The organism is Patulibacter americanus DSM 16676 (genome assembly GCF_000420025.1).
GTDB classification, from domain to species: Bacteria; Actinomycetota; Thermoleophilia; order Solirubrobacterales; family Solirubrobacteraceae; genus Patulibacter; species Patulibacter americanus.
Window position 1 is genome coordinate 83,593 of record NZ_ATUD01000003.1, and the last position, 23,041, is coordinate 106,633.

Sequence of the window (23,041 nt, forward strand, 5' to 3'; positions counted from 1 at the left end):
GATGGGGTCCCGCGCCCATGCGTCCTCGTCGGGCGCCTACGCGTCCTCGTCGAGCGGTTCGATCGTGATCGCCAGCAGCCGCGCGCGGTCGATGACGTCGAACGGGACGACGGCGCGGGACTCCGGCACGCCGAGCGCCGGCCACTCGCACACGAGCGTGACGGGGCCGGCGTCCGGGCCCGGCTCGACGACGACGCTGTTGGTCGTCACCGTCGGCGAGCCGCTGCCGCCGCGCAGGCGCCACGCGAGCTGCGCCGGGTCGTCCGGGTCGGGCTCGGCATCCTCCGTCTCCCACGGCAGGTTCGTGGCGGTGCGGCCGTCGTCGTAGGCCACGCCGAGGCGCAGGAACTCGTCCGGCAACGCCGCGGTGCGCGTCGCCTCGCGCAGCGACATCTGGTCGCGGCTCAGGCCCGTCAGGACGCGGCGCGAGATCGTGTGCCACGTGATGCCGAGGGCCTGCTCGCTGACGGTCAGCGTCGCGACGATCGTCACGAACGGGGTCGACGCGACGACGATCGGCTCCGGGACCGCTCCCGGGATCGTGTGTCCGGTGAACTGCGCGTAGGCCAGCCAGTCCTCGTCGAGCTCCTCGTCACGGGGCTCGGGCGGCTCGGTCGGGAAGAAGCCCATGCGCCCAGCGTACGGGGCGTGCGGTGCGGGCCCAGCTACGCTCGACGGACCAGGCGCCGGCCACCCCCGGGCGGCGCGCAGAGACGGGAGACGGCGTGCGGATCGACGTGACCGAGAGCGACGTGACCCTGCGCCCGACGGCGGCGGAGCGCGTCGCGGCGCTGCGCGGCGACATCCGGATCCCGCGTGACGCGATCACCGCCGCCGAGGCGCTGAGCGACCCGCCGTCGCCCCTCTGGGAGCTCGCCGTCGGCCTGCGCGCGCCGGGCTGGAGGTACCGCTGCACGAGCCTGGACGGCACCCGTTTCTGGGCGCTGGACCGCGACGGCCCGGCGCTGCGGATCCGCTTCGACGCCCCCGGTCGCCTGCGCGAGGTGACCGTGACGACGCAGGACGCCGAGGCGCTGGCACGCGAGCTGCGGGGCGGCCGCCCGGCGCCCGGCGGCTGGTAGCACGCACGGGGCGGCCCGCACCCGCGGCCTGACGTTCCGGATCGCCTGCCCTGCACCCGGCGATCGGGAACCGCGCGTCGCTGGACGGACGTCCGAGCCGCCCTGCACCGTCGTCGTGTGCGGCCGATCACTCGAGCACAAGCCGCCGCCCACCTGCCGAAGGGAGCGCCCCGTGCGCCCGTTCATCGTCGCCGCCACCGCCACGCCCAACCGTCCGACCAGCCAGGTCCCGTCGACCGGGCTCGGCGCCATGGTCGTCTATGACGCGCGCCTCCTCGGCGCCCGCCCGGCCGCAGGCGCCGACCACCCGCAGCTCGCCGCGTAGCCCCAGCCGAGCAGGCCCGCCCCGGGCCGCCGCGTCGGTTCCTCGTTGACGAGGACCGACGTCTTCGGGCATGATGCTCCCCGTGACTCACCGTCACACCACGCCGCTTATTCCCGAGGACGCCGTTGGCGTCCTCCGCGGCGTGCTCGTAGTCGGCCTCACGGCCGGCGTCGTAGTCAGCCTCACGGCTGACGTCCGCTAGCACCGCGAACCGCGTACCGGCTCAGCGCCGGCTTCCGCGTTCCCGGTCCTTCCGACCCGCCGCTCATCCCGCCCCTCGAAGGGAGCGCACCCGTGCGCCCGTATCCCGTGACACCCACCCAGCCCGCCACCACCAACAGCCACCGCAGCCAGGTCCCGTCGACGGGCCTCGGGTCGATCACGGTCTTCGACCCCCGCCTGCTCGCGCTCTCTGCCGCCGCGGCGTCGATGGCCGCGTCCGCGGCGTCGTCCGTCCCCCTCGCCACCCGCCCGCAGGAGGGCGCCTGATGTCCTCGTCCTCGTCCGCCGCACCCGCGGCCGCAGCATCCACCGTCGTCCCGTCCGCCGGCGGAGCCCCGGCTGCCCGCTCCCCGCGCGGTGCCGACCGGCTCGTCGAGGCGCTGCTCTCCGAGGGCGTCACCACGGTCTTCGGCCTGCCCGGCGGCGCTTCGCTGCCGATCCACGACGCGCTCATCGCCTCGCCGATCGACCACGTCCTCGTGCGCCACGAGGCCGCGGCCGGCCACGCGGCCGAGGGCTACGCGAAGGCCACCGGCCGGGTCGGCGTCGCGCTCGTCACGAGCGGCCCGGGCGCCACGAACCTCGTCACGGCGATCGCCGACGCGCACGCCGACTCCGTCCCCACGGTGTTCATCACGGCCCAGGTGCCGACGACGCTGCGGGGCACCGACGCGTTCCAGGAGTGCGACGTGCTGTCCATGACGGCGCCGATCGTGAAGCACGCGATCGGCGTGGAGTCCGCGGACGAGATCGCGCCGGCGATCCACGAGGCGTTCCACGTCGCCCGCACCGGGCGGCCCGGCCCGGTGCTCGTCGACGTGCCGTCCGACCTGGCGAAGGCGCCGGCCCGCGCGGCGGGCGGGCCGCTGTCGCTGCCCGGCTACCGGGTGCGCGAGACGCCGAACGGCGCCCAGATCCGCCGCGCGGCCGAGGCGATCGCGGTCGCCCGCCGGCCCGTCGTCCTCGCCGGCGGCGGGGTCGTCCACGCCGACGCGCACGCCGAGCTGACGGCCCTCGTCCGCGACTTCGACCTGCCCGTCACGACGACGCTCATGGCGCTCGGCACGGTGCCGGGCACCGACCCGCGCTGGCTCGGCATGCCCGGCATGTACGGCGCTCCCGCGGCCAACGCGGCGCTCCAGGCGGCCGACCTGATCGTCGCCGTCGGCGCGCGGTTCGACGACCGGGTGACGGGCGACCTGGGGGCGTTCGCCCGCGACGCTCGGGTCGTCCACGTCGACGTCGACGCCGCCGAGCTGGGCAAGAACGTCGAGGCCCACGTGCCCGTCGTCGGCGACGCGGGGCTGGCGCTCACGGCGATCGCCGCACGGCTGCGCGAGCTGCGGCCCGAGGCGGACCGCCTGACGGCGTGGTGGGCGCAGATCGACGGCTGGCGCGCGCGGCACGCCGCGGTGGTGCCCGCGCACACGTGGCCCCTCGACGGCCGGGGGCGGGGAGGCCGCGGCGGGACGGACGGCCCCGGAACGATCTCGGCCGAGGCGACCCTCGAGCGCCTCGACGCCCTGACCGGCGGCGAGGCGACGGTGACCACCGACGTCGGCCAGCACCAGATGTGGGCGGCGACCCGCCTGCGCTTCGCGGCCCCGCGCCGCTGGCTGACCTCGGGCGGCCTGGGCACGATGGGCTTCGGGCTGCCGGCGGCGATCGGGGCGGCCGTCGCGGCGGCGGAGGACGCCGCGGCCGCAGACGGCCCCGATCCGGCCGGGGCCCGTCCCGTCGTCTGCGTGAGTGGAGACGGCTCCATGTTGATGAACCTGCAGGAGCTCGCGACGGCCGCCGAGCTGGGCGTCCCCGTCAAGGTGCTGCTCTTCGACAACGCCTCCCTGGGCATGGTGCGCGAGCAGCAGGACACCCACTACGCCGGCTACCGCGCGGCGTCGCTGCTGCCGGGCCTGGACTGGGAGGCCCTGGGCCGCGGCTTCGGCGTGTGGGCGCGGTCGATCGACGATCCGGCCGACGTCGACGGGGCCCTCGAGGAGCTGCTCGCCGCGGACGGGCCGGCGCTGCTGCGGGTCGGGATCCCGGTCGAGCAGGGGTGCGTGCCGGCGTTCCGGGCGGGCGGGGCGATGCCGGCGGGCGCCTGATCCACGCGGCCGGGGCGATGCCGCAGGGCGCCTGAGGCGCGGGGCGTGGGGCGCGGGCGCTTCGCTCCGCGCTGCATCGGCCCAGGGTCGGCGTCCGCCGTCGCCGTTCACCCTTGCGGACGCGTGGGCACCCGCACCCAGCCGCTCAGGCTCGTGGTGCGGAACGGCGTCTTCTGGAACGCCCCGCGGTAGTACACGCGGATCCACCGGCCCGCGTGGAGCTCGACGGTGTCCCGGAACGCCCCGGACCGCGAGACGCGGGTCCTGCCCGACGCACCGTCGAGGATCTCCTGGGGCACCGCACTGGGGCCCCGCGCCGCGACGATGGAGAGCTCCTCGCCCGCCGGAACCCCCTGGGCCCGGCCCCGGAACGCCACGCGGACCGCTCCGTTCCGGGCGCGACGGACGCGGACGATGCGCAGGTCGAGCGCCGTCTGGCGCTGCGCGGTCTTCGGGGTGGCTCCGCGGACGAGCATGCCGAGCGGTCCGTCCGTGAGAACGCCACCGCGGGTCAGCCGGGCGAAGGTGGTCTCTGCAGCGGGTCGCGGGACGGCCTCGAAGGTCCGTCCGCCGTCGCGCGTGAGGAAGAGGTCGTCGCCGGTGCCCAGGAGCCCCGTCCGCGCGGTGCGGAAGGCCACGAACGCCCCGTGCGGCGTGGGGTCGAGGGGACGCTCGAGGGCGAGGCCGTCGGCGGTCCCGACGCGGCGGAAGCGGCGGCCACCGTCGCGCGAGACGAGGACGGTGGAGCCGTGCGACGCGACGATCGTCCGGGCCGAGACGGACTGCAGGTCGTCGACCGCCGCGACGGAGCGCACCCGGCGCCAGCTGCGGCCCGCGTCATCGGAGCGCACCATCTGATGGCGCGGGCTGTCGGAGGACGACTGCCATGCGAGCACGCGGCTCCCGCGGACGTCCAGATGGTTGAACGCCACGTCGAGCCCCCGGGTGCGGCCGGAGACGCCCGCCACGCCGGCCCCGTGCCCACGGACCTCGCGCACGACGGTGCGGCCCCGGATGCGGTCGATGCCCTGCTCGCCGGCGACGAGGACGTCCCGGCCGGCCCACGCGACGGTGTCGGCCAGCCGCGACACGGTGGCGAGCCTCGTCCAGCGTCGCCCGTGCAGGCGCCAGACCGTGTCGTCCCCCAAGAGGGCGACCAGTCCTCCGGGCGCGGTGGCGACCGCCAGGGGACCGTCGGTGGACGGCGGGGTCGGGACCGTGGTCCACGTCATCCCGTCGCGCGACGTGGACCATGCTCCGGCGGCGATGCGCACGACGGTCCGGTGGTCGTCGAAGGTCTGCGAGGTGTCGCTCGCCGAGACCTCCGGGGAGGGCGGCCGGCGCGGGCCGAGCGACGCGCCGTCGAAGTCGCGCCAGACGCGGGCACCCGACGGGTCCTCGGCCCCGACCATGCAACCGCCGGTCGTGCCGCACGAGACGACCGGGGATCGGCCCGGAACCCGGACCTCGCGAACGATGCGACCCTCGGGAGCCAGGACCACGAGCGTCCCCTCGGCCGCCGGGTCGGTCCCGAACGGCCCGGAGAGCGGCGCGACGATCTCGCCGGACGCGAGGACGCCCAGGGAGGTCACCGTGCGGAGGTCCCAGTCCCCGGGGCTCGGGCGGGTCGCCAGGCGGGACCACGTCCGGCCGCCGTCGACCGAGCGCTCGACGGCCACGCCCGTCCCCTCGTCACCGGGCGCGGCACGGCGGATCGCGAGCGCACGGACGAACGCGCCGCCGGGCGCGGGGACCACCGCGGTGACGCTCACCCGCGGGAGCGGGTCGGGGGGTTCCGGTGCCGCCCGCGGGCCCGCCGCGCGGGCGTCGGCGGCCGTCGCCGGCAGGGCCTCCGGGCGAACGACCGTGGTCCACGTCCGCCCGCCGTCTTCCGTGGCCCAGACCCCGGGGCCGGTCCGGGGGCCGGCCGGCAGCTCGCTCTCGGACGGGTACGGCGGGGTCTGGCGTTCGACGACGATCCCGCGGGCGTCGTCGGTGAAGAACGGGCCGAGCGCCCCGGCGGCCCGCGCGGGCAGCGGCGCCGTCCGCCACTGGCCCCCGAGGTCGGCCGAGGTCGCGACGGCCGGGGCACCCGAGGGATAGGTCAGGACGGCGATGCGGCCCCCCGGGACGACCGCCGGGTTCGACGGGTCGCGCAGACGCCCGGGGAAGGAGCCGACCAGCCCTCCACCGGCCGGAACGGACGTGGCGAACCGGGTCCCCTCGATCGCGAACGTCGCGCCACCGGCCCCGACGGTCACCTGCTCGGCGGTGGTGATGGGGCCGAGCGCCGTCCAGCCGCTCCACAGCGTCGGGATGGCGGCGCCCGCCTCTGGTGACGCCGCAGCGGGGGATGCGCCCAACGTCGCGCCGGCGACGATCGCTGCGGCGAAGACCGGGAGGGACGGTGGAAGACGGGAGGGGAGCATGGGGCCCTGGACGGGAGGACGGGACGGGACACCCGATGGAACCCCGCCCGCGGACGAACGGAGCGGCCGCCGCGCGATCGGGGACCGCGGTCCGCGGCCCGCACCGCCGCCGGGGACGGTCCGTCGACGGCGCGGAGCGGGCGTGGGATCCCCGGCGAGGCGACCGCAGTTCCCCTCGGCGGGCCGCGACCGCGGTCCCGCTGCCGGCCGAGACCGCGGGTCTCCTCAGTCCGCCGCAACCGCCACCCGGTCGGCCGCCCGCACCGTCACCGGGATCCCGTTGAGCACGGCCGTCCCGGAGATCGCGTCGGTCTGCGAGTCGTCCGTCAGCACGTTCGAGTTCGTCCCCGGCCGTTGCGCCGCCACGCCCAGCTGCGCACCCGCAGCGTCGTGGCCCCAGCCGTGGGGGAGGGAGACCACACCGGGACGGATCGTGTCGGTGACCTCCGCCGTGGCTTCGACCTCGCCGGCCTTCGACGTCACCCGCGCGAGGGCGCCGTCGGTGATGCCCAGGCGCTGGGCGTCGTCCGGGTGCAGCTGCAGCGTGCAGCGCGCCGGGCCCTTGGCCAGCAGCGGCAGGTTGTGCATCCAGGAGTTGTTCGAGCGCAGGTGCCGGCGGCCCACGAGGACGAGCGCCTCAGCGTCGACGGGCTCGTCGAGGGTGGCCTCCAGGCGCGGCAGGTCCGCGAGCAGCAGCTCGGGAGCGAGCTCGATGCGGCCGCTCGGGGTACGCAGGGCGTCCGGGAGCCGGGACTCGAGCGGGCCGAGATCGACGCCGTGCGGTGCGGCCTCCAGCGCGGCCAGGGTGAGGCCGTCCTCGCCCGCCCCGTACGGCCCCGCGCGCAACAGCAGGTCGACCATCCGCGCCGGCCCGGTTCGCGGCTCGCCGTCGGCGTCGGTCAGCTCCGCCAGCACCTCGGCGGGGTCGCGGCCGTGGAGCCGCGAGGCGGGGGACCTCGCCTCGCGGCGCGCCGCCTCGTGGGCCACGAACTGGTCGATGGCGGCGACGTCGGCGTCGGAGCCCTGGCCCGTCACGATGCCGACGAGCCGCAGGAGGATCTGCCACTCGTCGAGCGCGCCCTCGTCCTTCGGCAGCACCGCCGGCGACCAGTTCGCCACGTTGTGGACGGCGAGCTGGGTGAAGACGAGGTCGTAGTGGCCCTTCTGCAGGACGGACGGCGGCGGCAGGACGACGTGGGCGTGGCGCGAGGTCTCGTTGCGATAGATGTCGACGCAGATCAGCGCGTCCAGATTCGCGAACGCCGCCTCGAGCCGGTCGGAGTCCGGGGCGGAGCGCGCCGGGTTGCCGGCCACGGTGATGAGGGCGCGGATCTGGCCCTCGCCCGGGGTCTCCATCTCCTCGGTCATCACCGAGGTGGGCAACTCGCCCATCGCCTCGTTCGCGCCGCGCACGCGGCTCTGCCAGCGGCCCACGATCATGCCGCGGCCGCGGCCCGGCTCGCCGCGGGTGTGCGGCGCGCCGGTCGCGGGCGTCGTGAAGAGGGCGCCGCCGGGGCGGTCGAGGTTGCCCGTCAGGACGTTCAGCACGTCGACGAGCCACGAGGTGACGGTGCCGAAGGGGACGGTGCAGGTGCCGATGCGGCCGTAGACCGCGGCGGTCGGGGCGGCCGCGAGCTCGCGCGCCAGGCGGGCGATGTCCGCCGCCGGAACGCCGCAGTGCGCGGCCACGCGCTCGGGCGAGAACGGCTCGGCCGCACGGCGCACCTCGTCGATGCCCGCCGTCCACTGCTCGAGCCGGCCGGGTGCGACGAGATCCTCGGCGAAGAGCACGTGGACCATCGCCAGCAGCAGGAGCGCGTCGCCGCCGGGACGGACGGCGACGTGCTCGTCGGCCTCCTCCGCCGTGCGGGAGCGGCGCGGGTCGACGACCACGACCTTGCCGCCCCGCGCCCGGATCGCCCGGATGCGGCCTCGAGCGTTCGGTGCCGTCATCAGGCTGCCGTTTGACGCGAGCGGGTTCGCGCCCAGCATCAGCAGGTGGTCCGTGCGGTCCAGGTCGGGGATCGGGATCGACAGCGGCGTCCCGAAGAGCTGCCCCGAGCTGACGTGCTTGGGCATCTGGTCGAGCGTCGAGGCGCTGAAGATGTGCTTCGTGCCGAGCGACTTCGCCAGCAGCGGCGCGTAGATCGTGCCCGCCAGGGAGTGCGAGTTCGGGTTGCCCAGATAGATGGCCGCCGCGTCGCGGCCGTGCTCGGCCAGGATGGGGGACAGGAGCCGGTCGACCTCGGCGAACGCCTCGTCCCACGTCGCCTCGACGAGCTCGCCGTCGCGGCGGACCAGCGGCGTGCGCAGGCGATCCGGGTCCTCGTGCAGCTCGGCGATGGAGACGCCCTTCGGGCACAGGAACCCCTGCGAGAAGACGTCGTCCTTGTCGCCCCGGACCTTCGTGACGCGGCCGTCCTCGACGGTGAGCTCGAGGCCGCAGGTGGCCTCGCAGAGCGGGCAGGTGCGGTACGCGGTGGTGGTGCTCATGCGGGGCCTCCGGTGGTCGGCCGGCGGCTGGGCGCGCCGCCGTGTCCCCGAGCGTAGTTCCTGCAGTGCGACTGCAGGGAATTTGGGGACCGCACCGTTAGCCAGGCCGGGCGGCAACCCGGGGGTTGCCGCCCGAGTCCCGCGCCGGCCTGACGAGCGGGAGGCCGCGACGTCCGTCGCGGGCTTCGTCCTGCGACTAGTAGCGGACGTCGATCTCCACCCGGCGGTTCAGCGCGCGACCACCGTCGGTCGCGTTGCTGGCCCGGGGCTTCGTGTCGCCGGCGGAGTCGACGGCGACCTTGCCGTCGAAGCCATGCTTCGCGAGCAGGAGGCGGAAGGCCTCCGCGCGCTCGCGGCCCAGGCGGCGGTTGACGTCGGCGGAGCCCTTCGCGTCGGTGTGGCCGACGATCGTGATCGTGCGAGCGCCGTCGAGCTGACCGGCGATCGCCTTCGCCAGGGCGTCCGCGCCCTTCGACGGAGTGGCCGAGTCGAAGGCGAAGAGGCCGTCCGTCGGGACCACGACGACCTTCTTCGGGAGGATCCGGACGGTCTTCTGGGTCTTCCTCGTCTCGCCGTCGGCGGTCTTGACCGTCAGCGTGACGCGGACCTTCAGGCCGCCGAGGCGCTGGACCTTGCGGGCCGTCGCCCTGTCGAGGTTCACCGGCACGACGCCCGCGCCGGTGCGGCGGCCCTGGCCGACCTGCTTGCCGCCGCGCGTCACCGTGACGGCGCAGCGGTAGTCCTCAGCGCCGGGGGCGGCGCAGCCGACGGCGACGCGACGGCCGGTCGACGTGGCGACCGGCGTCTTGCCCTTGCCGGCGGGAGCGCCGACCGAGAGCTTGGCGGCGACGGGCTTGGGCTCGGCGGGCTTCGCCTCGTCCGGCTTCGTCGGGGGTACAGGGGTCGCGGCGGGGGCGGGCGCCGTGTCGGGCGTCTTCGCCGTCGGCGGCACCGTGACGGTCTCGTCCGTCGGCGCGGGCGCCTCCACGACCGGCGCGGGCGTCTCGACGACGGGCTCCGGCTCGGGCGCGACGATCGTCCACGTCCACGAGGACGCCTCGCCGCGGTTGCCGGCCGCGTCGACCTGGCGGACCGAGACGGTGTGCTCGCCGAGCTCGAGGTCCTCGAGCACCTTCGAGGAGGCACACGGCTCCCACGGGCTGCGGATGCGCGCGGCGACGCCGTCGGCGCCCTTGAGCTCCTGCTGATCGACGAGGCACTCGAAGGTCGCGTCCGGCTCGCCCTCGAAGGAGAACGTGGCGGTGCGCTTCGTCGTGATCGTGTCCGGGCCGGCGATCTTCGTCGGGGCGAGCGGATCGGTCTTGTCGAGCAGGAAGTCGACGTCGACCTCCTCCGACGGCACGTCGCGGAGTGTGTTCACCGCGCGGAACGACACCCGGCGCTGCCCCTCCTGAAGATCCCACAGGTTGATGTGGAGGTTCGGAGCGTGCTGCCAGGACCCGTGGTCGATGCGGTACTCGATGCGGGTGCCGTCAACGGCCGGCTCGTACTCGAACGCGGCCGAGTTCGTGACCGCGGCCGGGGACTGCACCAGCTTCGGCTTCGCCGGGGCGCTCGTGTCGACGCGCACCTTGATGGTCTGTTCCGCAGACCAGAAGCTGTGGCCCTGCGCCTTGCGGCGCACGCGGATGTCGTAGGAGCCGTCCGCCTGCACGGTGAAGGCCGGGGCCGACGAGCTCGAGCACGCGGTCCAGTCGCCGCTGCCGAGCGCGCACTCGTACGCGTCGTCGGTGCCGGTCGGGACGGAGACGTCGAAGGTCCGGGAGGTCACGACCTGGCGGTCGTTCGTCGCGTCGTAGACCGACGGATGCACGGCCGCGGGGCCCAGGGTGGGCTTCGTCTCCTGCGTGCCCGTCTCGTTGCGGTAGAGGGTGACGCCGGCGCCCTCCGCGACGACGAGCTCCTCGCGGTGGTCCCCGTCGAAGTCCAGGGCGGTGGCCGTGCGACCGCCCTGCAGCGGCCCCACGACGGCCACGTCGTCGCCCGGGAAGAACGCGCGCACCTGCGCGCCGTCGAGGGCGACGACCGTGTCGCGCGCGTCGTGGCCGTAGAGGTCCATCGCGATGGGGGCGCCGAGCCCGGTCGTCGCCGGGAACACGGGGCCGTAGCCCACGAGGCTGGGGCTCGAGGTCGTCGTGAAGGCGGCGACCGAGGTGAGGCCGTTCTGGTGCGTGGTGTACCAGCGGAACTGGTTCGCGTCCTCGTCCGCGGCGACCAGCCCCATGGACGTGCCGAACGCGGCCGACGTGGTGCCCTGCTCCTGCGCCCCGAACGGCGCCGCGGGGTTGCCGGACTCGCTGTACAGCCGGCGCACGCCGTGGACGCCGTCGTCGGCGGTCGTGATGAGCGCGTCGGTGGTCCCCGAGTACGTCGGACCGGAGGACAGCGGGCCGGTCTTCACGCCCGAGAACTCCTGGACGAGCGCGAACGTGTCCTCGAACGGCCGGTAGAACGCGAGGCGGTCGTCCTCGAGGCTGACGGCGACGACGCGCCCCCGGCCCGGCAGGAACTCGCCCACGGCGATCGCGACGGGCTGGCCGTCGAGCTGCAGGCCGCGCGACGTCCCGTTCCCGTGGAGGTCGACGGCCTGGAGGTGGCCGTACTTCCCGCGGCTGGCGACGACCGCGACCGAGCTGCCCGGCGCGTAGAGGTCGGCGGCGAGGGCCGCGACGGGCTCCTCACCCGCGAGCGGGATGGGCTCACCGATGGCGTCGTAGCCGCTCGGCGTCCGCCCGAAGCGCGCGATCGTCGCCGGGAGGAGGTCGCCCTCCGCGGTCTCGGCGCCGTCGGAGACGGCGACGACGTCCGGCTCCGCGCCGCCGGTGAAGGCCCCCCGGAGGAGGAACCGCACCGGGCCGCTGCTGCCGGAGGGCACGCTCTGGCCCGCCTGAAAGGTAGGGGCGTACAGGGGCGTGCTCGACGGCACCGGGCCCTGCGCCGACGCGGTGGCGGGAACGAGGAGACCGGCGGCGAGGACGCCGAGGGCGGACGCGCGGAAGAAGCGCGCCGGGTGGGTACGGGACATGGACCGACTTCGGGAGAGAACGAGTGGACACGCGGGGGCGGGGTGCCCGCCGCGACCCACGGGTCCTCGGCCGCGGTCCGGAATTCTTGCGGCCCTCCGGGCGTTCCCCCACCGCTTACGTGGAGAACCCCGTAGACGCCCGTTCGGGTCAAGGCCCGGCGGTCCCGGCCGACCGCGCGCGCCGCGCGAGCGCCCGCGGTCCCTCCGGGTCCGTCCCCTACAGCAGGTGCCGCAGCACGTACCCGAACGCCCGGCGCTCGTCGCCGCGCGGGTCCAGCAGGCCCGAGTCCCAGGAGCCGTTGCGGCTGCCGGCCTTCCAACGGGGGTTCGGCTCGGACTGCAGCTGGTAGATGTAGACGCGCTGGACCTGGCGGGCGTGGCGCTTGGCGATCGTCCGCAGGTAGCGGGTGGCGTCGTACTGGTACTTCTCGCGCGCGCTGTCGCTCTTGGCCTTCTTGCGCTGGGCGAGGAACGGGTTCTTGCGCTCGGAGGACGCCTTGCGGCTGTAGACGCCGCCCGTCTCCGTGATCCAGACCTTCGAGCCCTTGACCGCGCTCGAGCGGAGGAACCGCGACGTCTGGGTCGACTTGCGGTCGTTGACGTCGTTGTAGTTGTTCAGGCCCCAGATGCGGATGGGCATCTTCGCCGCGCGGCGGACGCGCAGGGCGTAGTCGGCGGTCTCCTTGCCCGACGTCAGGTGCAGGTCGCCGACGAGCAGCCGGCAGCTCGAGCAGCCCTTGAGCTCGCGGCTGATCGTGCGGTAGAGCCGGCCGAGGGCCTCGGGGTCGCGGCGGTACGGGCCGGTCAGGTTCGGCTCGTTGAAGAGCGAGAAGTCGCGCACCCACGGGTACGCCTTGCGGAAGCGTCGGAACTCCGTGCGGAACCGCGAGGCGGAGATCTTGCGCTTGAGCGACGTCGAGTCCGAGGCGGTCACCCAGAAGGTGATCAGCGGGCGCACGCCCTGCGCCTTTGCGCCCGTGAGCCACTCGTCGAGCACCTGCGCGTGGTACTCGCGCCCCTTCGTGTTTCGGTAGCGCAGCGCGTCGTAGCGCATGGTGTAGCGGGCGGTCTTCATGCCCGCGGAGCGCAGCTCCTGGAACGCGGGGTGGGCGAACGTCGACGGCTTCTGGTCGGCGATCCCCCAGGTCGTCTTGGCCTGGGCGGGCCCGGCGGCGACGCCGAGGGCGAGCACGGCCGCGGCGGCGGGAAGCAGGGCGCGCGTCGTGCGGCGTGGCGTGGTGGTGGGGGTCATGCGGGGGTCCTCTCGTGGGGGATCGGGCGGACGGCGGACGCGCTGGTGTCCGCGACGGGAGACGCGCGACGTCCGGGGGGAAGGGGATGCGGCGCGGCCGGGCATCACCGGCCGCGCCGAGGCTCAGCGCTTGCGGAGCGTGGTCGGCAGCGAGGTCTTCGTCTCGCCGTCGACGGGGGAGACGTAGGTGTAGCGGTACTTCGTGCCCGAGCTCTTCGGCACGCGGGCCGTGAAGGTGCCGCGGGCGTCGGTCGTCGCGGTCCTGTAGTTCCGGAACGTGCCGCCGGACGCGCGCTGGATCGTCACCTTCGTGCGGCCCGTGGCGGTGCGCACCTGGCCCCAGACCGAGCCGGTGCGCGACGTGCGGTAGCCGAAGATCGGGTTGGGGAACGCCTGTGCGATCGGCTTGGCCTTGCCGCCGGCGAAGTGCAGGCCGGACTGCCAACCGGAGGGGTCGTCCTCGCCGGCCTCGCCCTCGTCGAACCACTCGTACTGGGTGAGCAGCTGCACGCGCGGGTGCCGCCACGCGGTCCACCAGCCCCACTGCGACCACGAGGCCTGGGCGGTGAGCGAGACGCCGCGCACCGTCTCCGGCGGGTTCGTCTCGTACGCGTACTCGTCGAACCAGAGCGGGAACTTCGACGCGCCGACGACCTTCAGGCGCCCCGCCTTCGTGAGCTTGTCGACGACGCTCGTCAGGCGGGAGATGTCACCCATGCGGGCGTCGTTCTTGTTGGCGGAGCGGTAGCCCGGCGTGTACTTGCTGGAGTGCGGGTGGTACGCGAGCACGTTGCCCTGCGGCGCCTTGAAGCCGCGGCAATCGCCGGTCGTGATCCGCTTGTAGCGGCTGTTCACGCACGCGAGGGTGCGCAGGAAGACGAGCGGCTGCGTGGTGCTGTTGGTCCGCACGGTGTACTGGTCGCCCTTGGACGACGTGGCGCCGATCGCGATCGTGGCGTCCGGGTCGGCGCTGCGGATGGCGCGGTAGCCGGCGTCGGCCAGCTTGCGGTAGAGGTGCGGCGCGTAGACCCGGCACCGGCCGCTGCCGCTGCAGACGTTCTGGGGCTGCAGCCAGGTGGCGACGTTCGGCTCGTTCCACACGATGTAGTCGTCGACCCGCTCGGCCGTGTGCTTCGCGACGGCGGTGGCGAAGTCGCCGAACTTGGTGGGGCTCGGCCGCCAGCGGGCGTTGCGGCGGGCGGGCTCGAGCGAGCCCCACACGGGACCGGGACCGGTGACCACGAGCGTCACGGTCATGCCGTTCTCTCGCACGAGGTCGATCTTGCGGTCGAGCTCGGTGAAGGAGTAGGCGCCCTCCGCCTTGCCGTTGAACCCCTCGGGGGGCCGCGTGTCGTCCGGGTTCGGCGCGATGTGCGACCACTGGGCGAACATCCGGACGTTCTGCACGCCCGCGGCCTTCCACTTCTCGACGATCGGCGCCGGGTCCCCGTGGACCCGGTTGAGCACCCCGTCGTCGGCGATCGAGGTGACCATCGTCTTGGCGGCGGACGCGGGGGCCGCGGTCACGGCGAGGCCGGTGGCCGGCGCGGCGACGGCGGCGGCCACGAGGGCGGCGCGCACGGCGCCGCGGCGCAGGCTGCGGAGGGGGGTCACGAAGAAGGTGCTCCTCATCGGGGGCGGAGGTGGCGACGGTCGCCCGGGGCGCAGGGCCGCGGTCGCGCTCGTCGTCGTTCAGGGATTGGAACCCGGAAGGGCGCGCGAAGTTGTGGCCCGTCGTGTGACGCTTCGCGACCGGCCGCCGGAGCCCCCGGACGGCCGGCCGTTACGTCGCGCGAGGGCGACGGACCGGGATCGCGCTAGGCGATCTCGATGGTGTTGACGCCCGGGACCGTGGGCGTGCGGGCGGAGACCTCGGCGTAGTCGTACGCCTGGCCGGGCTTGGAGCCCGGCTTGCCGAAGCCGAAGCCGGCGGCCTCGAGCAGGCCCACGGCGTTCGTGATCTTCGAGAAGCCCTTGAAGTTGGAGGTCAGGAGGCCCTGGACCTCTTCCTTCTGCGTGAACTTCGCGTACACGCGGTCGTTGCCGAGCTGCCCCAGCGACTGCAGGGCGAGCGCGCGGTGCACGGCCTCCGTGGCCATGATCTCCGCGGTGTAGCGGGCGAAGCGGGAGCCCATCAGGTCGCCCTGGCGCGCGAACACCGTCGTCGCCAGCAGGTACGCGTTGATGAAGATCTGGTCGCCCACGACCAGGGTCTTCAGCAGGTTCTCCTTCGAGGCGAAGACCTCGTCGGGCACGTAGATCGTCGTCGTGACGGCCTTGCCGCCGACGGCGTCGGAGGTCAGGAGCTCGTAGTGGTTCTTCTCCTGCTGCGCCGCGGCCTGGATGTTCAGGCGCGTGGTCGCGTCGAGCTGGTCGCCGAGCTTCTCGGGCCCGACGGTGTTGACGATCGTCGCGAGCACCTCGGCGGTCGCCGCCACGGCGGAGATCGTCTCGGGGGTGTTCACGCTGTCGCTCTTCTGCGCCTGCGCCGTGCCGGTGGCCAGGCCCATGAGCCCGAGGCCGCCGATCGCGGCGGCGGTGCCCTTGACCAGGTTGCGCCGCGACGACGCGGGGAGGTGCGCGTGCTGCCGGTCGATCGTGTCGAACAGCGGGGTGGTGACGTCCGGGTTCTCGTCCATGAGGACCCCTTCCTGGCGCGCTCGGCGCGCCGTTGGATGCACCCGATACAACGCGCCGAAGGGCGTACCGGATGCGCCCCCGGGGGCTCGTGGGCCGGTCCCGGCGCCGCGCGTGGGGCCGGAGAGGGCTCGCCGCGGGGCACCACGGTGGGAGCCGTCGGGCCCTCGGGGCGGTCGTCCGGGCCCGTCGTCCCCCCCCCGCCGACCGGCGGTGGTCCGGCCCTCCCAACCGCGCGCCCGCGGCCGCCGTGCGGCAGGCTGCTCGACCATGCCCGACGAGCGCGCCCCCCTCGAGACCTGGCAGATCGGCCCGTGGAACCGCTGGGCCTACCAGCACGTGGGCGAGGTCGTGGCGACCGTCCCGGTGCCCCGCGGCGCCGGACCGGTGCACGCGCTGCCCGACCGGCCGCTGGCGCTGGAGGACCTCGCGAGCCCGCCCGGGCTCGACGGCCTGGCGGTCCTGCACGAGGGCGCGCTCGTCCACGAGCGCTACGCCCACGGGATGACGCCCGCCACGCGGCACCTCTCGCAGTCCGTGGCGAAGTCCGTGCTGGGTCTGCTCGTCGGCGTGCTCGCGGGTCGCGGCGCGCTCGACCCGGACGCGCCGGTCGCCGACCTGGTGCCCGAGGTCGCCGGGAGCGGCTACGCCGGGGCGACCCTGCGCCACCTGCTCGACATGACGGCGGCGACCGACTTCGTCGAGGACTACGAGCACTTCTGGCGCTACGACGCCGCGTGCGGCTGGTTCCCGCAGGGCCCCGACATCGAGGCGCGGACGATCCTGGAGTACCTGGCGACGATCGGCCGGGCCCCCGACGGCCGCGCCCACGGGGAGGTCTTCCACTACGCCTCGCCGAACACCGACCTGCTCGGGGTCGCGGCGGAGCGGGCCGGCGGCGCGCCGCTGGCCGAGCTCATCGCGCGCGAGTTGTGGGGTCCCCTCGGCGCCGAGGCGGACGCCGAGCTCGCGGTCGACCCGGCGGGGACGGCCGTGATCAGCGGTGGCTTCTGCGCGACGCTCCGCGACTACGCGCGGCTCGGACAGGTCGTGCTCGAGGGCGGGTCGTCCGGCGTCGTCCCGGCGGCGTGGCTGGGGGCGCTGGGCTCGGGTGCGGCCGACGCTTGGAACCGCCGCGCCTGGCCGTCGCCGAGGCACGACACGGGCGAGACGGGCTACGCCGCGAAGTGGTGGGCGGTCGACGGGCGGATCGCCGCCCGCGGCATCCACGGACAGCTCGTGGTGGCCGATCCCGACACCCGGGTGGTCGTGGCGATGCTCTCGTCGTGGCCGGAGGCGACCGATCGGGCCGCGGAGGCGGCGCAGCGTCGCCTCGTGGGCGAGATCTGCGACAGGGTGACCAGTCTCTCGTGACGCACGGCTGAGGTAGACCACCCGGAACGCCGTTCCGGAACCTTCCGGGGCGGCGGACGACCACCTACCGGACCACCTCCGAGGAGCCTCCTTGAGCACCACCGCTGGCACCCCCGCAGCCCGTCCAGGCGACGCGAGCGGCCACGACACGAAGCTCGCCCGCGTCCTCGGCCTGCCCGCCCTGATCTTCTTCGGGCTCGCCTACATGGTCCCCCTCACCGTGTGGACGACCTACGGCATCGTCACGGACCAGACGAGCGGGCACCTGCCCGCGGCCTACGTCGTGACGATCGTCGCGATGCTCCTGACGGCCTACTCCTACAGCCGCATGGTGCAGGCGCGGCCGACGTCGGGATCGGCCTACACGTACGCGTCGGCCGCGTTCGGTCGGCCCGTCGGGTTCATGGTCGGCTGGGCGCTGCTCCTCGACTACCTGTTCCTGCCGATGCTCAACGTGCTCGTCATCGGCCTGTACATGAAGGACTACTTCCCCGACATCCCCGTCGAGGTCTGGATCGTGCTGTTCGTCGTGCTCGTGACGGGGCTGAACATCCTCGGTGTGAAGCTCGTCGCGAACGTCAACATGATCTTCGTCGTCGCGCAGTTCGTCTTCATCGCGGTCTTCGTCGTCCTCGTCGTCGGCAAGATCACCGGCGACGTCGAGGTCAAGTCGTTCACCGCCCCGTTCGTCGAGTCCGGGATGGACTCGAGCGCCATCTTCGCGGGCGCCGCCGTGCTCGCGCTGTCGTTCCTCGGTTTCGACGCCGTGTCGACCCTGGCGGAGGAGACCCGCGACCCGCGCCGCCTGATCCCGCGGGCGATCATGCTCTGCACGGTCATCGGCGGCGGCCTGTACCTGCTGCAGTCCTACGCCGGGCACCTCGTCTTCCCGGACTACACGACGTTCGAGAGCGTCGACACCGCCGGCACCGACGTCATGAAGGCCACCGGGGGCGACCTGCTGAACAGCTTCTTCACCGCGGTGTACGTGGCGAGCGCGTTCGCGTCCGCGATGGCCAGCCAGGCCAGCGTCTCGCGCATCCTCTTCGCCATGGGCCGCGACGGCAGCCTGCCGCGTCCCGTCTTCGGTCGTCTGAGCGAGCGCTTCCGGACGCCCGTGACGGCCAACCTCATCGTCGGCACCATCGGGCTTTCGGCGCTCTTCCTCAGCCTGACGACGGTCGCCTCCGTCGTGAGCTTCGGCGCGCTGGCGGCGTTCTCGTTCGTGAACCTCGCGGTGGTCAAGCACTACGTGATCGACAACGGGCGCCGCTCCGGCCGCGACATCGTCCTCTTCGGCGTCATCCCGTTCGTGGGCTTCCTCGTCACGGTCTGGCTGTGGACGCAGCTCACGTGGCCGACGTTCCGGATCGGCCTGCCCTGGGTGGCGATCGGCTTCGTCGTCCTGCTGATCGTGACCCGCGGCTTCCAGCGCAAGCCGCCCGCGATGTACACGGGCGACGAGGGCGACGAGCTGGTCGACGAGCCCGTGGAGCGGACCGCGCCGGCCGCCGGCTGAGGGGGCCGGCTGAGGGGAGCCGACCCCGGGGGAGCGCGCGAGCGCCGGCTCGCCCGGGCCCCGGGGCCGCGCTTCGGGCTTCGGCGCATCTTCGCCACGTCAGGCGTGGCGAAGATGCGCCGAAGGCCCGAAACCCCCTGGTGCCGGGGCGCCCGCCGCAGTACCGTCGGCCGCGTGGCGTGGATCCCGAGGCCGTCCCGGGCCGATCCCGATGAGGCGCGCGAGCTCGCACGCTGGCACCGCGAGCGGGCGGCGCGCGACGCGCTCGACGAGGTCGACCCCGCGCTGTGGGATCCGGAGCGCCCGGAGCGGACGCCCGCCGAGGCGAAGCGCCGGCCCATAGCCCGCGGCGACCACTGGCACCCGGACGGCTGGCCCTCCCGCGAGCCGGGGGAGGCGCCGCCGGACCCGGCGGACGACGAGGACGACGACGGGCCCGACCCCGCGCTCCACACGAAGCCGCGGATCGCGGTCTACGCGGCGACCGCCGCCGTCTGGCTCGGGCTCGTCACGGTCCTGCACCTGCAGTGGTGGACCTTCGAGCGCAGCCTGTTCGTCTCGATCTTCGCCCCCTTCCTGCTGGGGCGGGTCGTCGAACGGGTGATCCTCAAGGCGCGCCCCGACCTCAACCGCCACCGGGCCGTGGAGGAGGCGGTGCAGCGCCGCAGCCGGCAGAAGGCGGCGGAGCTGGGCGAGCGCGCGCAGCCGTACTGGGCGCGCGAGGGGGCGGACGCGATCGAGGCGCCGTCCACGCCGCGGGAGCCCGACCCCGCCGTCGAGAGGCCCCCGAGCGTCGAGGGGACCCCGGGCGAGGCCCGGGCTCCTCGCATCGACGAGCGCCCCTAGTGGCCGAACTCCTCCGAGTCGGTGACGCCCACGTCGCCGCCCTGGTCGAGCGCCGTGATGGCGGCGACCTCGTCAGCGGTGAGTGACCAGTCGAAGAGGGCCAGGTTCTCGCGCTGGCGCTGCGGGTCGGCGGACTTCGGCACGGTCACCAGGCCAAGCTCCATGTGCCAACGCAGCACGATCTGCGCCGGGGTCTTGCCGCGCGCCTCGGCAATGCGGGTGATCGTCGCGTCGTGGCGGAGGTCGTCGCTACGCCCGCCGAGCGGGCTCCACGACTCGCAGACGATGCCCTGCTCGGCGAGGTACGTGCGGACCTCGGCGCGGGTCTTCGTCGGGTCGAGCTCGATCTGGTTCACGTCGGGGACCACGCCCGTCTCGGCGATCACCCGGTCGACGTGGGCGGGCTTGAAGTTCGACAGGCCGATGGCCTTCACGCGCCCGTCCTCGAGCAGCTTCACGAGCCCGCGGTAGGCGTCGACGTAGCGGTCCTGCTGCGGGTTGGGCCAGTGGATGAGCAGCAGGTCGATCGTGTCGACGTCGAGCTTCCCGGCGCTGCGCTCGAAGGCCCGCTGCGCCTCGTCGACGCCGTGGTCCTCCTTGTTGAGCTTCGTCGTGACGAACAGCTCGTCCCGCGGCACGCCGCTGGCCTTCATGCCGCGCCCGACGCCCGTCTCGTTGCCGTAGTTGAACGCCGTGTCGATCAGCCGGTACCCCGAGCCGATGGCGGTCGCGACGGCCTGCTCCGCCTCGGCGTCGTCGAGCGGCCAGGTGCCGAGGCCGAGGCGCGGCATCTGCGCGCCGTTCTTCAGCGCGACGGTGGGGGCGAGGGGCTGGGTCACGGTGGGGCCTTCCGGTTCGGGGGCGTCCCGCGGCGCGGGACGGAGCTTCCTGTTGCGCGTACCCAGGGAGCGTGCGCCCGGCACGCGTCGTCGAGGGCGGGCCGACCGGGCGGGGTGCGAGGCTCCGGCCATGGTCGACGTTGCGTGGCGTGCCCGGGCCCACGAGCTCCTGCGCGAGATCCTCGTCATCCACGGCGCGGTGCCGTTCGACGACGTGGGCGGGTGGATCGGCCGGGAGCTGTCGCGGGCACGTCCGCCGGCCGTCGTCCGGCACGCCACGGGGACGCGCGTCCTGACGCTCGACCCGTACGGCGAGCTGGGGGTCCAGAGCGACGCGTGGATCGACGAACCGACGGGTGGGCGCCGCGCGGCGGCGGGGTTCGACGCCGACGGCGCCATCGTCTCCGCCACGTCGAGCTGGGGGCGCCGCGAGGAGGAGGAACCCGAGGCCGTCGGCTGGCGGCTGGCCGACGGCACGCCGGTGCTCGTCACCCGCGGGAATTTCAGCGTGCAGGCGCGGTCGGTGCTGGCCGACGGCTCGTCGGTCGTCGTCATCGCGTCGTTCCCGGCCCAGGGCCCGGACGATCAGGTCGAGGAGCTGACGGTGGCGCTCGCCACAGCGGAAGGGTCCGACGGCGTCCGGCACACGCGAGCGTGGGCCTGGACGCCGACGATCCCCGGCCGTGCGTCGGTCGGCGTGCGCGTCGATCGCATCGTGACGGACGGCGAGGGTCGCCCGGTAGAGCGCTGGGCCGCGCCGTCCACGGACGATGACGCGCCGGACGACCAGGACGAGGCGCCGGTCGGCCGCCAGGTCGACGAGCTCCACGTGACAGACGCCGCCGGCCTGCTCGACGCCCTCGTCGATCTCGTCGCCGCGGCGGAGACCCCGGCGCGGCAGGAGCTGCGGTGGTCGCTGCGGCTGCACGGCCCGCCCCCGCCCCTCCCCGCCGGAGACGGGGCCGTGGAGGACGCTGCGCGCGCCATGCTCCGGACCGTCCGCCGTGCCGGCGCCGCTGCCGGGCTGCCCGCGCCGTGCGCCGTCGCGCTGACCTGGCAGACGGACGACGGCCCGTGGCCCGGTCCGCTCCCGGAGCTGCTCGTTGTCGATCGAGCGTTCGCCGACGCCTACCGCGCGCTGCCGGACGCCCGCTCCGCCGCCTACAATCTGCACCGTGCCCGCGCCGCAGGCGAGGGCGTGGAGATCTCCCTCCTCGACCACGCCGACGACGCGACGCTCGACGCCTGGACACCCCTACGTCGCGGCATCGACCCCGAGGACGACGACGCGTCGGCGGCCGCCGCGCGTCGGCTCGCGGAGGTCCGTCGCCGCCTGCTGGAGCTGCTGCTCGCCGAGACGTGGCCGGCGCCCTGGGTCGGGCCCGTCCTGCCGTGGCTCGCGTTCGGGTCGGATGGGATCGAGGACGGTGCGTACGGTCCGCGAGGGCTCGACCCGTGGGGCGAGATCGCGGCGTTCGCCTCGGCGGAGGACCTCGCCGCGCTCACCGACGCGTGGCCGCCCGGGCCGTCCCGGGCCTCGGACTCCGACGAGGATCCGTCAGGGGCCCGGGACGACGACCCGGACGGCGGCGACGCGGAGGAAGGCACGTTCGTCCTGTTCGAGCACCGCACGGAGGGCGGTGGGCGCCTCGAGATCGGGTTCGGCGCCTTCGACCACGCTCCGCCGGGGGCGCGGCCCACCGGGCCGGGCGTCGGCCTCTCTGCCGGGGGCGGCGGGCGCGTGCGGGATGCCGGGGACGACGAGGGCTTCGAGGACGACGAAGCTGCGTCCGGCGCCTCCCCGGACGACGAGGACGAGCACGCCTCCGGCGACCGCTGGGAGACCCAGGACGACGCGCCCCGCCCGACCGACGAGCTGACGGTGCAGGCCGCGGCGTCGCGCACGGCGTTCCGGGCCCTGCTCGAACGCGAGGGACTGGCCGACGCCGCGGCCCGGCTGGCGGATGCGGCCCGCTACGGGTTCGCGCTCGAACCCCGCCCCGGCGCGCGCAGCCGGATCGCCGGCCCGCCGCTGCTGCCCGCGGGCGCCGCCTGGCCGACGACCGGCGACGGAGAACCGCTCACGTTCCTCGCGGCGATCGACCTGAGCGAGCTGCCGGAGGCACCGGAACCGCTGCCCCTGCCGGCCACGGGCTGGCTGCTCGTCTACGTGCTGCTCGAGAACCCCGATCCCGACGAGGGCATCCCCGGGTTCGTCGAGGGCGGCCCCGAGGCGGGCACGGCGGTCGTGCTGCACGTGTCCGGCAGCGCGCCGCCGCTCGAGGTCGCGGACCCGCCGGCCGTCGGCGTCCTCCGTCCCCAGCCGGTCGACGCGTGGAGCGACGAGGACGACGACCCGTGGGACGAGGGCGACGAGGATCGGTGGGACGAGGACCCGGACGAAGCGGACCAGGGCCCGAGCGATGACGAGGGGGTGGTCGAGGGCCCCGAGCACGGCGCCCCGTCAGCGGGCCCCGCCGACCCCGTCGCGGCCCAGCCGATCGGGTTCCGGCTCGTGCTCGAGCCGCTGCAGGACTACGAGGTCGCGGACCGTCTCGGGCTGCACCCGAGCGTGGAGCATCGGTACGACCGGATCGTCGGCGACCTGCCGGACCGTTGGGCCCACCGGGCCGGCCCGGTGCAGGGCACTCTCCTCGGCGCCGACCCGGGGGTCCAGGGCCACCCCGTCGAGGACGACGAGATCGTGCTGCTGGCGCTGGCCGGCACCCCGGAGCTCGGCCTGGAGTGGGGCGACGGCGGGGACCTCCGCGTGCTGATCGGGACGGACGACGCCGCGGCCGGCCGGTGGGAGGGCGCCTGGGCGGTCGGCGACAGCTGCTGAGCGGGCGGGGGAGCCCGCGGTCGCCGTGCC

The 23,041-nt window shown here is 74.7% G+C and carries 16 protein-coding genes; 8 read left to right on the forward strand and 8 right to left on the reverse strand.

Annotated elements, in window-relative coordinates:
• Positions 1-36 precede the first annotated feature (36 nt).
• Positions 37-630, reverse strand: a complete 594-nt coding sequence (locus tag F593_RS0106790) for a hypothetical protein (protein WP_022928003.1) — start codon at positions 628-630, stop codon at positions 37-39.
• Between the two features lie 107 nt (positions 631-737).
• On the opposite strand from F593_RS0106790, the gene F593_RS0106795 reads away from it, so the two are divergent.
• The 4 genes from F593_RS0106795 (at position 738) to ilvB (ending at position 3,734) form a co-directional block, all read left to right on the forward strand.
• Positions 738-1,082, forward strand: coding sequence for a hypothetical protein (locus F593_RS0106795; protein ID WP_157251628.1), 345 nt, complete (start codon positions 738-740; stop codon positions 1,080-1,082).
• 172 nt (positions 1,083-1,254) lie between these two features.
• Complete coding sequence (locus F593_RS29800; RefSeq protein ID WP_022928005.1) at positions 1,255-1,407, forward strand: hypothetical protein; 153 nt, start codon at positions 1,255-1,257, stop codon at positions 1,405-1,407.
• 294 nt (positions 1,408-1,701) lie between these two features.
• A complete protein-coding gene (locus F593_RS0106810) occupies positions 1,702-1,896 on the forward strand; it encodes a hypothetical protein (protein WP_157251630.1) in 195 nt (64 codons plus the stop codon).
• Entirely contained in the window at positions 1,896-3,734 is a 1,839-nt protein-coding gene (gene ilvB, locus F593_RS23090) for a biosynthetic-type acetolactate synthase large subunit (protein WP_022928008.1), read from the forward strand. The genes F593_RS0106810 and ilvB overlap by 1 nt, the downstream gene beginning before the upstream one ends.
• Before the next feature lie 107 nt (positions 3,735-3,841).
• Here the strand turns inward: ilvB and F593_RS0106820 are convergent, their stop codons facing one another.
• The 6 genes from F593_RS0106820 to F593_RS0106845 all read right to left on the reverse strand — a co-directional run bounded on the left by F593_RS0106820 (position 3,842) and on the right by F593_RS0106845 (position 15,593).
• Complete coding sequence (locus tag F593_RS0106820) at positions 3,842-6,163, reverse strand: hypothetical protein (RefSeq protein WP_022928009.1); 2,322 nt, start codon at positions 6,161-6,163, stop codon at positions 3,842-3,844.
• A 225-nt stretch (positions 6,164-6,388) separates the two neighbouring features.
• A complete protein-coding gene (locus F593_RS0106825; RefSeq protein WP_022928010.1) occupies positions 6,389-8,656 on the reverse strand; it encodes a molybdopterin oxidoreductase family protein in 2,268 nt (755 codons plus the stop codon).
• A 196-nt stretch (positions 8,657-8,852) separates the two neighbouring features.
• Positions 8,853-11,702 (reverse strand): OmpA family protein, encoded by a 2,850-nt coding sequence (locus F593_RS27910; RefSeq protein ID WP_022928011.1) that lies wholly within the window; start codon positions 11,700-11,702, stop codon positions 8,853-8,855.
• A gap of 217 nt (positions 11,703-11,919) precedes the next feature.
• On the reverse strand, positions 11,920-12,954 hold the full coding sequence (locus F593_RS0106835) for a hypothetical protein (protein WP_022928012.1): 1,035 nt from the start codon (positions 12,952-12,954) through the stop codon (positions 11,920-11,922).
• 123 nt (positions 12,955-13,077) lie between these two features.
• Positions 13,078-14,568 (reverse strand): cellulase family glycosylhydrolase, encoded by a 1,491-nt coding sequence (locus F593_RS0106840; RefSeq protein WP_169449166.1) that lies wholly within the window; start codon positions 14,566-14,568, stop codon positions 13,078-13,080.
• A 203-nt stretch (positions 14,569-14,771) separates the two neighbouring features.
• Positions 14,772-15,593: a ferritin-like domain-containing protein gene (locus tag F593_RS0106845; protein ID WP_022928014.1), complete on the reverse strand. Its 822-nt coding sequence runs from the start codon at positions 15,591-15,593 to the stop codon at positions 14,772-14,774.
• A gap of 268 nt (positions 15,594-15,861) precedes the next feature.
• Between F593_RS0106845 and F593_RS23100 the strand changes: the two genes are divergently transcribed.
• The 3 genes from F593_RS23100 to F593_RS0106860 all read left to right on the forward strand — a co-directional run bounded on the left by F593_RS23100 (position 15,862) and on the right by F593_RS0106860 (position 19,330).
• Positions 15,862-16,965 carry a serine hydrolase domain-containing protein gene (locus F593_RS23100; RefSeq protein WP_022928015.1) on the forward strand — a complete coding sequence of 368 codons (1,104 nt, stop codon included), beginning with the start codon at positions 15,862-15,864 and terminating at the stop codon, positions 16,963-16,965.
• Between the two features lie 91 nt (positions 16,966-17,056).
• Entirely contained in the window at positions 17,057-18,484 is a 1,428-nt protein-coding gene (locus tag F593_RS23105) for an APC family permease (protein WP_022928016.1), read from the forward strand.
• 174 nt (positions 18,485-18,658) lie between these two features.
• On the forward strand, positions 18,659-19,330 hold the full coding sequence (locus tag F593_RS0106860; RefSeq protein ID WP_022928017.1) for a hypothetical protein: 672 nt from the start codon (positions 18,659-18,661) through the stop codon (positions 19,328-19,330).
• On the opposite strand, the gene F593_RS0106865 is transcribed toward F593_RS0106860, so the two are convergent.
• Positions 19,327-20,121: an aldo/keto reductase gene (locus F593_RS0106865; protein ID WP_051160466.1), complete on the reverse strand. Its 795-nt coding sequence runs from the start codon at positions 20,119-20,121 to the stop codon at positions 19,327-19,329. The two genes, F593_RS0106860 and F593_RS0106865, sit on opposite strands and share 4 nt — an antisense overlap.
• 178 nt (positions 20,122-20,299) lie before the next feature.
• Between F593_RS0106865 and F593_RS0106870 the strand changes: the two genes are divergently transcribed.
• A complete protein-coding gene (locus F593_RS0106870; RefSeq protein ID WP_022928019.1) occupies positions 20,300-23,011 on the forward strand; it encodes a DUF1963 domain-containing protein in 2,712 nt (903 codons plus the stop codon).
• Positions 23,012-23,041: the final 30 nt, after the last annotated feature.

Coding starts and splice junctions, on each gene's coding strand:
- F593_RS0106790 (WP_022928003.1), bottom strand. CDS start 630: ATGGGCTTCTTCCCGACCGAGCCGCCCGAGCCCCGTGACGAGGAGCTC.
- ilvB (WP_022928008.1), top strand. CDS start 1,896: ATGTCCTCGTCCTCGTCCGCCGCACCCGCGGCCGCAGCATCCACCGTC.
- F593_RS0106820 (WP_022928009.1), bottom strand. CDS start 6,163: ATGCTCCCCTCCCGTCTTCCACCGTCCCTCCCGGTCTTCGCCGCAGCG.
- F593_RS0106825 (WP_022928010.1), bottom strand. CDS start 8,656: ATGAGCACCACCACCGCGTACCGCACCTGCCCGCTCTGCGAGGCCACC.
- F593_RS27910 (WP_022928011.1), bottom strand. CDS start 11,702: ATGTCCCGTACCCACCCGGCGCGCTTCTTCCGCGCGTCCGCCCTCGGC.
- F593_RS0106835 (WP_022928012.1), bottom strand. CDS start 12,954: ATGACCCCCACCACCACGCCACGCCGCACGACGCGCGCCCTGCTTCCC.
- F593_RS0106845 (WP_022928014.1), bottom strand. CDS start 15,593: ATGGACGAGAACCCGGACGTCACCACCCCGCTGTTCGACACGATCGAC.
- F593_RS23100 (WP_022928015.1), top strand. CDS start 15,862: ATGCCCGACGAGCGCGCCCCCCTCGAGACCTGGCAGATCGGCCCGTGG.
- F593_RS0106865 (WP_051160466.1), bottom strand. CDS start 20,121: ATGCCGCGCCTCGGCCTCGGCACCTGGCCGCTCGACGACGCCGAGGCG.
- F593_RS0106870 (WP_022928019.1), top strand. CDS start 20,300: ATGGTCGACGTTGCGTGGCGTGCCCGGGCCCACGAGCTCCTGCGCGAG.